The sequence below is a fragment of the Paenibacillus sp. PvP094 genome (assembly GCF_040546835.1).
In the GTDB taxonomy this organism is placed as follows: domain Bacteria; phylum Bacillota; class Bacilli; order Paenibacillales; family Paenibacillaceae; genus Paenibacillus; species Paenibacillus illinoisensis.
In genome coordinates this window covers 2,302,158-2,315,637 of sequence record NZ_JBEPOM010000001.1, presented here as the reverse complement: position 1 = coordinate 2,315,637, position 13,480 = coordinate 2,302,158, and the positions used below count along the sequence as shown (strand labels likewise).

Here is a 13,480-nt window from a genome sequence, read left to right as displayed (position 1 = left end):
AATCTTGTCAGTCTTTCTCATCAATCCGACGACCATTCTCTATTATGAAGCAGCCTCCCCTGAATGCAAGTACGTACATTTTTGTGCCATAGTACCCTTTTTTATACCTATAACTACTCCAACTGCACTTTCAGTCCCTACACGAAGTTGATCCAAAACATGATATGATACTTTCATACACAGGAGATAATATACCCAACCTATAATATAAGTTGTATCTAACCCTTAGACGAAAACGGAGAGGGCAGAAACAACCTGTAGAAGCGAAGCTAAAAGCTTTCTGAAAGAAAGCTGCGTCGGAAGCATACACATCGCCTTTATAACCGGATTTTCACCTTTATATTTAATCAAAAAATCTGGGGATAACTGCGATCAGAGGGTTGTTCTGACCTCGTAGTGATTCGTTCCAAGATTAGTGATAACTTATATATCAACCCAACTGAAGGAGCGATGATGGTGAAAGATATTTTAATCGAGCGACTGACAACGTATGCTCAAATGGATACTCAATCCGATGAAAACAGTGAAACCTGCCCCTCCACACCGGGCCAACTCGCCTTAGGCGAATACCTTGTAGGGGAATGCAAAGCCATTGGTTTACAGGACGTAACGATGGATGAGAATGGCTATGTCATGGCTACTCTGCCTTCCAACACGGACAAGGAGGTTCCCGTAATTGGCTTCCTGGCTCACTTGGATACAGCGACAGACTTCACTGGCAAAAATGTAAAGCCACAGGTCATCGACCAGTATGATGGTCAGGATATCGTGTTGAACCAGGCGCTGGATGTGGTACTGTCTACCACTGACTTTCCCGAACTGCGTGAATACAAGGGCCACACCCTCATAACAACAGACGGGACAACATTGCTGGGTGCCGACAACAAGGCAGGTATTGCCGAAATCATGACGGCAATGGCCTATCTGATCGATCACCCGGAGATCAAACACGGAAAGATCAGGGTTGCCTTCACTCCCGACGAAGAGATTGGACGCGGACCGCATAAGTTCGACGTGCCTGCTTTTGGAGCCAAGTATGCCTACACGGTAGATGGCGGACCACTGGGAGAACTTGAATATGAGAGCTTCAATGCGGCTGCAGCCAAAATTACAGTCAAAGGTACGAATGTTCACCCTGGAACCGCGAAAAACAAAATGGTCAATTCGGCCAAAATCGCCATGGAATTCAACCGCCGTCTGCCTGCGGAAGAAGCTCCCGAATTCACGGAGGGGTATGAAGGATTCTACCATCTTATATCCATTGAAGGCGATGTTGAGCAAACGCAGCTCAGCTATATCATTCGTGATTTTGACCGGGCGAAGTTCGAAGAGCGCAAAGCCTATGTAATGAAGGTTGCGGAAGAACTCCAAGGCAAGTATGGCGAGAAGAGCATCACCGTTCAGCTGAATGATCAATATTACAATATGCGTGAGAAGATCGAACCTGTGCGCCAAATTGTTGATATTGCGCATGAAGCCATGACTCGTCTGGACATTGAGCCCGTTATTCGCCCCATCCGCGGAGGAACTGACGGTTCCCAGCTCTCGTATATGGGCATGCCTACACCAAACATCTTCACAGGCGGCGAAAACTACCACGGCAAATTCGAATATGTTTCGGTTGATAACATGGTGAAAGCCACTCAGGTTATCGTGGGGATCGCTCAATTATTTGAAGAACGCGGCGACATTTAATCATCGGCACCGTCCATCATTACACTGTTTAGATAGCAAAGAGCACCCATTGCTTGAAGCATAGGGTGCTCTTTGCGCTACATTTGAGACTTTCACGTCCATGGGACCGATCTCATTCATACATGTTCCCTCCGGCAATCTCGCGCAGTTCCTCCAGATGGCAGATGACAATCTTGCGCTGTTCCTTACGGATAATCTGCCGATCACAGAGGTCATGAATTACCCGGTTCAGATGTCGGTAGCTCGTCCCCAGCATATCTGCCAGCTCTGTCAGCTTGGACGTTTGGATCTCTTCCGTCACCTGCTCGCCCTGTTCCATCGTTGACAACAGATAGCTGGCAAACCTGCTTTCCACCGGGTACAGCAGATTCAGGCTTGATAAATTGGAGAACGTATACAGTTTATGGGTCACATGACTAAGCATGAAATGAAGGAATCTCGGATTATCTGCATACGTGTTTTGAAGGTAACGGTAGCTAACGCCCAGCAGCAGACTTTTGTTGACAGATTCAACCGTATTCTTGGCTTCCTTTCCATTGACCAGCTCCAGATCGCCTACGAGGGCTGGCGGCGTGCTGAAACGGAGCAGCAGTGACTTGCCGTTTGGCAGTGTCGTATAAATCTTCAGTTTGCCTTCAACAAGAAAATAGAACCGTTCCGGCCGTTCTCCCTTCGCACATATAATTTCACCTTTGGACGCTTCCAGTAGTCTTAATTCCGCAAGTGCAGGCTCATCCAGCACCTGATCCAAGCCATGTTCCCGTGCCAGCTGACGCATTCGCCCAAAATCCATGATTTCTCTCATTCCCGGTAACCCCCACCCAAGTATTTAACGTATAGAAATGGACATATGTCCCAATTTCGGCATCAGACGGCTCCAATATCCTGATATAAAAATAGTTACAACTAGCACTTATATCCAGTAAATCATTTTACATGGGAAAATTCTCAGATTTCGTCCGTAATTCGTCATCATTTTATTTCAAAATGGAGTTAATGATAGCGCAATCTTATCCGATGATAATTAAAGCATTATGTACGTTTTATGAATTTAATCGCAAATTAGGAATAATGAAAGGATGGTTCGACCCCATGAATGTTGTAGATGCACTTCTGAAAGTTATGCCTTATATTAGCCTGATTCTTAGAGAACCAGCCGGATTGACCGTGTATGATCATGAGAAAGTATTGTACGCAGTCCCCACTGAGAGATTCAATCTCGGTTTTCAAAAAGGAGAGCCATTGCTGGATGATTATAAAAACTTTACAGCTCTGACCAACGGGCGCGAACCTTCGCTCACCAAACTGCCCGCAGAAGTCTACGGAATAGAGCTGGATATTTTGAACATTCCTATCTTTGATGACAATAATGAAGTTGTCGCCATTTTCTGCATATCTTACGATCAATCCAATCAGAATCAGCTAGAAGCCATTATACAAGAAAATCAAACCATTAATAGCAACCTGGTGGAGATGGTTCAGCATGTGGCAGCTCATGCCGAGGAATTGCAGGCGACCAGTGAACAAATTCTGGAGAACACACGCCTTGCAGTCCAAAACTCCGCTCAAATCAATAAGGTTGCCGGATTCATCCGGGAAGTCTCCGAACAAACCAATCTGCTCGGCCTCAATGCCGCTATTGAAGCAGCACGTGTAGGTGAGGCTGGTGCAGGCTTTGGCGTTGTTGCTTCCGAAGTGCGCAAGCTCTCCGTGGACGCCAAACAGGCCACAACCGATATTGATGCAAGTCTGAAAGACGTCCAACAGGTCATTAAACAGATGGAAGTGGAAGTTTCACAGATTGCTGCCTCTTCCCAGGAACAAGCTACCCTTGTATCCTCCTTCACCGATGTCATTGAGAAACTGAATGAAACAGGTAACCGCATGAAGATGCTGGCGGATCAACTGATCAGTTACTCTGTTCATACAAAGTAAAAATGGTATCCTGAGCGATCAATAAGTACTAAAAATATATCGAATAATGAAACAGGACCCCGCGCGCCCTATTGGCATCGTCGGTGTCCTGTTTTTTGTTTTTTATATTACCCGGCTCTTATCACCCGAGCTTCACTAATCCTATTTTGCAATCTTCATCTCTTGGGTTCCTGTTACGCCCGCTTCAGACTCCCAGCACTCCACCTCACCCGGAATACGAATAAGGTCACGGGTAAAGACAGGGTCACGCCCCTCAGCCTTCTGTCTTTTGTAATCCTTCAGCGCCTCAAACGTGACCTTGGACAACATGAGGATCGCAATCAGATTGACGACGACCATCAGCCCCATAAAGAGATCCGCCAGATCCCAGACCAGCTGGACTTTGGCTATTGCACCAAACAGCACCATGGCGATAACGCCAATCCGGTACACCCACAGCCACATTTTATTGGACTTGATAAACTCAATATTGGTCTCCCCGTAATAATAATTCCCGATGAGTGTACTGAAGGCAAACAGGAATACCATAACAGCCAAAAAGCCTGATGCCCAAGATCCGATATGCACACTTAATGCCGCCTGGGTCAATTCGATGCCCCCCAGATTGGAGCCTTCGTAGACTCCGGACAGCAATATAATCATGGCCGTACTTGTACAGATGACAAGTGTATCGGTCAGGACGCCAAAAGCCTGAATAAGTCCCTGCTTGACCGGATGTGTCGTATCCGCCGTAGCTGCGGCATTAGGCGCACTACCCATCCCCGCCTCATTGGAGAACAATCCACGCTTGACGCCGTTCATCAGCGCAGCACCCAATGTACCGCCGGCGACCTGCTCAATGCCGAAGGCATTTTTTACGATTAGCACGATCATGGCTGGAAGCTGGGTGATATTCGCCAGCACTACAAATGCAGCAACCCCGATATACAGCACAGCAAGGACCACCACAATGTATTCGGAAGCCTTGGCAATCCGTTTCACACCGCCCATAATGATTCCGGCAAAGATCACCGCCATTACAATACCTACCGTCAACCGATCGAGGCCGAACGAATTCTGGAATGCCACAGTGATCGTATTGGACTGCACAGCGTTAAAGACAAGGCCGAACGAGAGTGTGATGAGAATGGCAAACAATACCCCCATCCACCGTTTGCCTAGCCCACGTTCCATATAATAAGCCGGTCCTCCGCGGAATCCCCCATTATCCTTCACTTTATAGATCTGTGCGAGTGTACTCTCTACGAAACTGGAGGCTGAGCCGATAATTGCAATGATCCACATCCAGAACACAGCACCCGGTCCCCCAAGAGCAATAGCCAGCGCAATTCCCGTAATATTACCGGTACCTACACGGGCAGCCATGCTAATACAGAACGCCTGAAAAGGCGAGATTTTATCCGCTTCCTTGCTCTTGGGCTCAGCCAGCACCTTGACCATGTCTCCGATCATGCGGAACTGCATGAAACGGGTCTTGGTCGTGAAGTAAATCCCGCATACTACCAGCAATAGGATCAACAGCTTGGACCATAAAAAATCGTTGAAAACAACGACAATATCTTGTATCGTTTGCTCCATTGGCAATACTCCTTTTATTCAACTATTGTTAAACACCATTCCATTTGCATGTCTGAGCGTAAAATTCCCATACTATTGCATATAGAATCTCATGGCATACTTCTGAATGATGATCTTTCGTTCCGTTTAGCATTTGTACCATTCCACACAATTCATAGCCAGCTCATTCAGATGTTACTTATACTACAGTCCTATCTACGAAAAACGACACTTTCCTACAACAAACATTGGATTTTTTTTATGAAAAGGCTGTTTTCAGCGAAACTCTGTTACGTTATCTGACATATTGGCTTATTACTGCATGGCTGGTTCTATGCAGAAAGGAAACAACGAAGTATGATAGGAATTAAATTGACCACGACTCAGGGCAGTTCATCTGTCTGAACATACATTGGCCCAATTACATCCGCTGAGGAGAGGAGGATACCGAAAATATGCGTTATTTTATCGTGGATGATGATCCTGGCGTTCGTTCCATGCTGATGGATATTATTGAAGATGAAGGATTGGGTGAGATTGCCGGAGAAGCAGAGGACGGAGCTCACATTCATGCCGAGCTGCTGGAATTACAGAAGGTAGACGTACTGCTGATTGATCTGCTCATGCCCCATCGGGACGGAATTCAGACCGTACGCGCACTGGAGGGAAGATTCGAGGGCAAGATCGTGATGATCTCCCAGATTGAATCGAAAAACATGATCGGTGAAGCCTACTCGTTAGGCATCGAATACTACATTACGAAGCCGATTAATCGGCTGGAGATTCTATCCGTTCTCCGTCTGGTCGAAGAACGTCTGCGGATGCAGCAGTCCATTCAGGATATTCAGCGGACATTGCAGGGATTGACCGGCATTCAATCTGCCGGACGCCAAACCGTGCCTGCCCCTAACCAAACGATTGCCACCGCAGGACATTTCCTTCTCTCGGAAATGGGCATGATTGGTGAAGCAGGCAGCAAGGATCTGCTGGACATGCTCGAATATCTGGAACAGATTGAAGCTGAAGATCACACCATCTCGCCTTATACATTCCCGTCGCTCAAGGATATTTTTCAGAATATCGCCATACGCAAACTGGGAACGGATGCCTCGGCCACCGAGATAACCAAAGAGGTCAAGGCCTCAGAGCAGCGTGTTCGCCGGGCGATATTTCAGACCTTAAGTCATGTGGTGTCTCTGGGATTAACCGACTATACACATCCCAAATTCGAGAACTATGCGTCTAAATTCTTCGATTTCACGGAAATTCGCAAGAAAATGCTGGAGCTGCAGAACAATGTGGAGCCTTCCTTGTCCCAGACTCGAATAAATACCAAAAAATTTGTTCAGGTACTGTATATGGAAGCCAAGCGGCTTTTGCACTGATCAGCTGCCAAAATACATGCGGGCATGAATTAACAGGAATCAAAGCAGCTTCGAGAAAAAAGCTGTCCTTCCGGTTATGTTCATGCCCGCATCGTCGTATGTACTCATCTATGGTTGTCCTACTATTATATGAATCCCTCAAGCTCTTGTCTGGTTTCGATTCATTCGATTATATTCATTAATCAATTCATCCAATGCCATGGATTGTCTGATGACATCCGGATGCCCAAGCCCACCCTCGTGATGTTCTACCAACATATGAAGGTTATGTCTGGCTTTTTCGATTTGATTTTTTAAATCCAAACTCATAACCATGCCTTTGACCTCCTTATTTCTGTGTTATATTTTAGTTTTTACTGTCAATCTATAGTTGGATTAACATATGGCATAGTCGGCATGGATGTTTTGTATCCTTCCCCAGTTTTTGAAAGTCATGAATGACCATGTTTTCCCGGATGCCGCAAAAGTGGCGCTGCCAAGCCATTTTTACAGTGAGATGAATGTTTCGCATCCATATTTTCTCCCCCTATCCTACTTCTTGTATGAATGTGTCTTTATTGTGTATTTTGGAAAATGAACAACAAAAACACCCCTTTGGCAGGCAAACTGAGCAAAAGAGGCCAACCTGCATGCTATTGAGGGGTGTTTGAGCGTTCAGGATATCGGATTCGTGCGGTGAACAAATTCCTTTCCATAACCGGGCCATTCAGGTACAATAGGGCGATGTGTGTGTCCGGACCCGGCGGATACGAAAGTTACTAGAGGATTGTATTCTTGTTTACATCCTGATTTGATATCATTGGAGGCTCATCAACACCATGCAAACCGATTCACGGACTCAAGTTAAAATCATAAACGCCGATCCCAGCGCAATGGGATTATTTGGGCTGGCTATTGTGACCCTGGTCGCATCCTCCCAGAAACTTGGCATTACAGACGGGCTCAGCTATGCGATCCCATGGGCGATCTTCCTGGGTGCATTTGCACAGTTGTTCGCCTGTATCCAAGATTCTAAACGCAATAATACATTTGGCACGACTGCTTTTGGCGCATACGCATTCTTCTGGTTTGCAATGGGTGCCAACTGGCTGATCAAAATGGGCGTGTTTGGCTCCACCCTGGCAGAACAGGCTGACGGTAAACAGCTCGGATTTGCTTTTGCCGGATACCTCGTATTCACCCTGTTCATGACACTGGGCGCTGTGGAAGCCAATAAAGTACTGCTCATCATTTTCATTCTGATTGATTTCCTGTTCCTTGGCCTGACGTTCGATGCTTTCGGCGTAGCTCCTCACGTGTTCCATACCATCGCAGCATATGCTGAAATGGGTATCGGTATCGTGTCGCTCTACGGCACAGGAGCTTCTGTACTGAACGCTCACTTTGGCTATACGTTTTTGCCCATCGGCAAACCGTCCGGCATTTTCAAAGCCAAGGCTTAATATACAGCAGCACCAAACCGCCCGCGCGCCGGTCCGCGCCTGGCGGTTTTTTTGACAATCATGCAATCATTGGAATATGAACTTGGTGGGCACCTATACTAGGAATAACATGAATAGACGATAGACCTGGCACATGCTTCAGAGACGCAGCAGCCAGAGGGTCAGGAGGAAGAAACATGAGAGAGATACCTAAAGCTACGGAGTTCGAACAGGCGGAGAAAAAATATGTGCGCGAGACGCGCTGTTTCAAGACTGCACGAGTATTTCCGACCGATGTGAACAACCATAACACTTTATTCGGCGGCAAGTTGATGTCCTATATTGATGATATTGCATCCATTGCCGCTTCCAAACTATGCCGGGTCAATACAGTAACGGCTTCAACCGACTCAGTCGACTTTCTGTATCCCATTAACCCAACCGATTCCGTTACACTGGAATCCTTTGCCACCTGGACGGGACGCAGCTCCATGGAGATATTTGTGAAGGTAATCCGTGAGGACTTGAAGACAGGGGAGAAAAAGATTGCGGCAACAGCATTTTTAACCTTTGTGGCGTTGGATGAAAATAATCGAAAACTCATTGTCCCCCGTCTCATTCCGGAAACGGAAGAAGAGAAGAAACTATATGAGACCGCTCCGGATCGGGCGGCCATGCGGAAGCAGCGGCGGGAAGAGAGCAAGAAATTTGCCGACTTCCTTACCGTTACCTATCCTTGGGAGTAGTTACAACATCAGCTGGAGGTAGCCGGATACGTGGACACTGCTCTGCTATCCGGTAGTTCCCCACCCATGGAGACAGTCCATTGCTGATACTTCCGGTAAGCTGCTCCGCTATCCAGTAGACTTTGGCAGGTATAAATACCCTCTTCAATTGAATCCACGCGGCCTGTCGCATACAGACGGAAGCCACCATTTAACAACACCTGATTCACAAAAGCGATATGCCCCTCTCCGCTGAGCACCGATTGTGCCACTTCAAGCTGTTTCGCAGCTGTCCATGCTATCTCGGGTACAGGAATATCCAGCTCATAAGCGGCAGGGTCCACCAGCTCCAGTCTTGTATCTCCGTTTTCCACAGCATACACACGTGTAGGCCGATCAATATAGAGGTCTTCCGAACCCTCCATTCCCTGCACCACGTAAGCACGGCGGTATCCAAAGCGGGTTAGCAGCTTCGCGATCCGATCCAGAAATGTATTATGAAATACGCCAAAAACAAGATACGGTGAATGGTTAAAATCAATCAGCTTCTCCGCTGTGTTAAACACGGTACGAAAGCCAAGTTCTTCTCGAAGCGGTCTAAGCTGCCGAAGCGGAGCACACCAGTCTTCGGAAGATACGTACATAACATCCGTTCTTTGCGCAGCCACTCTGGCTTCTTCCCGATTCATTTTCCTTGTATCAATACCTGCTTCCCTGAGCAGCATGGACAGGGTTACCCCCCACTTGGGCGGCAGAGGTTCGCTTCCGTGCAATGTCACCGGAAGCCCGGCTGCTGCCAGTACAAAGGCAACCGGAAAGGTAGCCATGAACGATTTGGTCCGTCCATCATACGGACCTGCACAGTCCAGTCCATCCTGGAATACGGACAGGCGATCTGCGCTGTTCCGGCATGCGTGGACAAAGGCCTCCAGCTCCTCGACATTCTCCATTTTCATCCGCTCCGCCATAAGAAAAGCGGCCGTCTGAGCAGGTGATACCTCCTGTCTCAGAATATGCTCGGCAACAGCCAGCGCTTCGGCATAATTCAGATCACGTGAACCACGTTTTCCACGTCCAACCTCCCTGAGAATCTCAGACATATCCATGATGCATCCTCCTTTCAATTACGACTGGAGCAGTTGATGCGCCTTTACGATTGCCGTGGCGACATCCACCATCCGTTTACGTTCATCCATGGCTCTCTTGCGTAACAAGTCATAAGCTTCCGACTCGGAGATTTGCTTCAGATCACATAAAATGGCCTTCGCCATATCTATCCACTTTCGATCCTCCAGCCGGGACTGCAGCTGTTTCCGTTCCTGCTCCCACTGCTTGCGTTCCATATAACGCTTGGCGGCAAAGTGCAGCGTCCAGTGTATCTCAGGCCCAATCATGGATGGGGTCAGTATTCCATCCATTGAAGTCTCTACCTCGCAGGATTCCACCGAGGAAGAGGCTGTATCCGGTGCGCACCACCATATCAATGGGGTGTTCACCTTCCCCTTTCCCAGGCAGCGTACCCAATATTCCACATCGGCCAGCGACAGATGCAGGATGGATGCCTCTGCTTCAGCTGCCAGCCTCAGAGCCTCCGTCTCACTGTCTGTCACCTGCACATGGTACCCGTTCGCCCCCAGCAATCTCTCAGGAGTTAGAGGGATTGCATCGGATGAGGCCGCTATCGTTGGTTCTACACGGATGACCAATAATGATCGCATGATGGATCAATCCCTCCCTAATGCATAGGCAGAATGGTTAGCTTAAGCACCTAAAATAGTTCATCAAGTTAACATGTTATATAACCTGACAATATCTTAAGTTGAAAATATACAAGTTTGAAACCAATTATGCATGTCGGTAACCTACCGGGCTAATTTCCATGATGATAAATAGGGTTCTTATCTAACTCCGTCTCTTGTTGTTGCCGAGGGGTTGCATGCCTCTTCTTCCCTGTAACCGCTGCGGCTGTTGACTTCATGTTATGGTACACACGCTGCTCGTTCATCGTTCAGTTCTTGTTTCTATTACACACATGTAAACATAATTAACTTCAAATTTCAAATACTTTTTTGTGTTAACTATATTGACATGAATGGAAGGATCTTTTATAGTTAGGCCATAACAACTCCATATTTAAACGATCACAGTTACAACGGCGTAGCTGGTTGAAACGGCAATGAAGCCTGTTTTGCAATCTCGGATCCATGGCATGCGTATGCATATGCGCAGTCCTCCGAGGCATAACAGGCTTTTTCTATTTTTCCGGAACGAAAAGCGAAGCAGTTCGCAGAATGGATCCAAGGGGGCTAATCACAATGAGTACAACGAAAAAACTGGTGCTGGTCGGCAATGGTATGGCAGGTATTCGTACAATTGAACATATTCTTAAACTCGCTCCGCATGCTTATGAAATTACGGTTTTTGGTGCTGAGCCGCACCCCAACTACAATCGCATCATGCTCTCCTCTGTACTTGCAGGCGGCACGAGCATTGAAGATATCGTAATCAACGAATGGAGCTGGTACGAGGATAACGGCATTCGGGTGCACCCAGGTGATCCCGTGATTCGGATCGATGCCGAGCGCAAGGAAGTGGTGTCCCAGGCTGGTGTCCGTACTTCATATGACGAGCTGATTCTGGCTACCGGATCACAGGCATTCATTCTGCCTTTACCCGGAGCAGACAAGGAAGGCGTCATCGGTTTCCGTGATATCAAGGACTGTGAGACGATGATGGCAGCCTCGCAAAAGTATCGCAAAGCCGCCGTAATCGGTGGTGGACTGCTTGGGCTGGAGGCCGCACGCGGGCTGCTCAATCTGGGAATGGATGTCACGGTGATTCATATTAACGGACATCTGATGGACCGAAATCTGGATCTGCCTGCAGGCCTGATGCTTCAACGGGAGCTTGAGGAGCAGGGCATGAAGTTTCTTCTCAACAAACATACGGAAGAAATTACGGGCAAACATCGCGTGAAATCATTGCGCTTCACGGATCAGACAGTGCTCGAGACCGATCTGGTTGTTATGGCTGTCGGCATTCGCCCTCAGGTTGAACTGGCCCGTCAGGCAGGCCTGAATGTGAGCCGCGGCATCATCGTGGATGATTACATGAACACCAGTATTCCTGGCATCTCGGCAGTCGGCGAATGTGCAGAGCACCGCGGCATCGCGTATGGATTGGTAGCCCCACTGTACGAACAGGGCATGGTTCTGGCCAAACGCCTGGCAGGTGCAGCAACAGAGGGATATGAAGGGTCTGTGACGTCCACCAAGCTGAAGGTATCCGGTGTGGATGTATTCTCTGCAGGCCAATTCAAGGATGCGGCAGATACCCGCAGCATTCGTATACAGGATGACGTAGACGGGGTTTACAAAAAGATGGTTATGAAGGACGGACAGCTTATCGGAGCTGTACTGTTCGGAGATACCTCAGACGGTGCCTCCCTCTTTTCCCTCATTAAAAGTGGAAAGAATATCAGTGGACGTGAAAAGGAAATTTTGCTCGGGGTATCCGCCGGCGGTTCAGGGTCCGGCCCGTCGGTAGCCGAGCGGATGGCAGCCATGCCAGACGATGAGATCGTCTGCGGTTGCAATGGTGTTACCAAATCTGCCATCGGAGACGCGGTGCTGAACAAAGGATGCAACACCCTTGGGGCCATCAAGTCCTGTACCAAAGCTTCCGCCTCCTGCGGGGGATGCAAGCCCATTGTTGAATCGCTGCTCGTCCATTATGCAGGGGATGCTGCCTTGGAACAGGTGAAGGAAGGCATCTGCGGCTGTACCTCCTACGACCGCGATGAGATCGTTGCCCAGATCAAAGAGATGGGGCTGAAAACCGTCAAGGAAGTCATGAATGTGCTTGGCTGGAACGAACCAGAGGGCTGCTCCAAATGTCGTCCGTCCCTTAACTACTACCTTGGCATGATCTGGCCAGCTGAGTACGAGGATGAGCGGGTATCCAAGTTCACGAACGAACGCTACCACGCCAATATTCAAAAAGACGGAACCTATTCGGTTATTCCGCGAATTTATGGAGGTGTCACTTCCCCGGCAGAACTGATCAAGATCGCAACCGTTGCCGAGAAATATGATGTGCCGATGGTGAAATTTACAGGTGGACAGCGGCTTGACTTGCTCGGTGTTCAAAAGGAAAACTTGCCGAAGATCTGGGAAGAGCTCGATATGCCTTCCGGATTTGGCTACGGGAAGGCACTCCGCACGGTGAAAACATGTGTCGGCAACACCTTCTGTCGCTTCGGAACTCAGGATTCCATTGAGATGGGCATTCGTCTGGAGAAGAAACTCGACAAAATGGTTGCTCCAGCCAAAGTGAAGCTTGCAGTCTCTGGATGCCCGCGGAACTGTGCGGAAGCCACCATTAAGGATCTGGGGGTTGTCGCGATTGACGGTGCATGGGAACTGCACGTTGGCGGCAACGGCGGGGTCAAGGTCCGCGCAGCAGAATTACTGTGCACCGTGAAAACCGATGCTGAAGTCGAAGAGTGGACTTATGCTTACCTTCAATATTATAGAGAAAACGCACGCTGGAATGAGAGAACGGCAGCCTGGATTGAACGTGTCGGTCTGGACCATGTGAAGAAGGCACTCGAGGACCGTGAAGAGCGCCTGGCTCTGGTCGAACGGCTTGAACTGACACTGGGCCGCACTGTTGACCCTTGGAAGGAAATTATTGAAGACGAAAAATTGCGTAAAAACTTCACCCCACTCGCTGGCACCCAGCCGGCAGCACACTAGAAGAG

Annotated in this window: 11 protein-coding genes; 6 read left to right on the top strand and 5 right to left on the bottom strand. The window is 48.3% G+C overall.

Annotation, left to right across the window (positions count from 1 at the left end; all coding sequences use genetic code 11):
• The first annotated feature begins 456 nt into the window (after positions 1-456).
• Positions 457-1,695, top strand: a complete 1,239-nt coding sequence (gene pepT / locus ABIC22_RS10760; RefSeq protein WP_354480711.1) for a peptidase T — start codon at positions 457-459, stop codon at positions 1,693-1,695.
• A 112-nt stretch (positions 1,696-1,807) separates the two neighbouring features.
• On the opposite strand, the gene ABIC22_RS10755 is transcribed toward pepT, so the two are convergent.
• The gene (locus tag ABIC22_RS10755; RefSeq protein WP_127537464.1) at positions 1,808-2,500 is read right to left on the bottom strand and encodes a Crp/Fnr family transcriptional regulator; all 693 of its coding nucleotides are present in this window, start codon (positions 2,498-2,500) and stop codon (positions 1,808-1,810) included.
• A 287-nt stretch (positions 2,501-2,787) separates the two neighbouring features.
• Here ABIC22_RS10755 and ABIC22_RS10750 point away from each other — a divergent pair, with 287 nt between their 5' ends.
• Positions 2,788-3,630 (top strand): methyl-accepting chemotaxis protein, encoded by an 843-nt coding sequence (locus ABIC22_RS10750; protein WP_127537465.1) that lies wholly within the window; start codon positions 2,788-2,790, stop codon positions 3,628-3,630.
• Positions 3,631-3,771: 141 nt separating this feature from the next.
• Here ABIC22_RS10750 and ABIC22_RS10745 read toward each other — a convergent pair whose 3' ends face one another.
• Complete coding sequence (locus ABIC22_RS10745; RefSeq protein WP_127537466.1) at positions 3,772-5,208, bottom strand: alanine/glycine:cation symporter family protein; 1,437 nt, start codon at positions 5,206-5,208, stop codon at positions 3,772-3,774.
• A 434-nt stretch (positions 5,209-5,642) separates the two neighbouring features.
• Between ABIC22_RS10745 and ABIC22_RS10740 the strand changes: the two genes are divergently transcribed.
• Positions 5,643-6,572, top strand: coding sequence for a response regulator (locus ABIC22_RS10740; RefSeq protein ID WP_127537467.1), 930 nt, complete (start codon positions 5,643-5,645; stop codon positions 6,570-6,572).
• Between the two features lie 138 nt (positions 6,573-6,710).
• On the opposite strand, the gene ABIC22_RS10735 is transcribed toward ABIC22_RS10740, so the two are convergent.
• Positions 6,711-6,887, bottom strand: coding sequence for an aspartyl-phosphate phosphatase Spo0E family protein (locus ABIC22_RS10735; RefSeq protein ID WP_127537468.1), 177 nt, complete (start codon positions 6,885-6,887; stop codon positions 6,711-6,713).
• A gap of 503 nt (positions 6,888-7,390) precedes the next feature.
• On the opposite strand from ABIC22_RS10735, the gene ABIC22_RS10730 reads away from it, so the two are divergent.
• Both ABIC22_RS10730 and ABIC22_RS10725 read left to right on the top strand, forming a co-directional pair.
• Positions 7,391-8,014: an acetate uptake transporter gene (locus tag ABIC22_RS10730; protein ID WP_127537469.1), complete on the top strand. Its 624-nt coding sequence runs from the start codon at positions 7,391-7,393 to the stop codon at positions 8,012-8,014.
• 176 nt (positions 8,015-8,190) lie between these two features.
• Entirely contained in the window at positions 8,191-8,739 is a 549-nt protein-coding gene (locus tag ABIC22_RS10725) for an acyl-CoA thioesterase (RefSeq protein ID WP_127537470.1), read from the top strand.
• Between the two features lie 8 nt (positions 8,740-8,747).
• On the opposite strand, the gene ABIC22_RS10720 is transcribed toward ABIC22_RS10725, so the two are convergent.
• Complete coding sequence (locus tag ABIC22_RS10720; RefSeq protein WP_354480707.1) at positions 8,748-9,824, bottom strand: anthranilate phosphoribosyltransferase; 1,077 nt, start codon at positions 9,822-9,824, stop codon at positions 8,748-8,750.
• 18 nt (positions 9,825-9,842) lie between these two features.
• Positions 9,843-10,436 (bottom strand): ANTAR domain-containing response regulator, encoded by a 594-nt coding sequence (locus ABIC22_RS10715; RefSeq protein WP_127537472.1) that lies wholly within the window; start codon positions 10,434-10,436, stop codon positions 9,843-9,845.
• Positions 10,437-11,033: 597 nt separating this feature from the next.
• Here ABIC22_RS10715 and nirB point away from each other — a divergent pair.
• Positions 11,034-13,475, top strand: coding sequence for a nitrite reductase large subunit NirB (gene nirB / locus ABIC22_RS10710; protein ID WP_354480705.1), 2,442 nt, complete (start codon positions 11,034-11,036; stop codon positions 13,473-13,475).
• Positions 13,476-13,480: the final 5 nt, after the last annotated feature.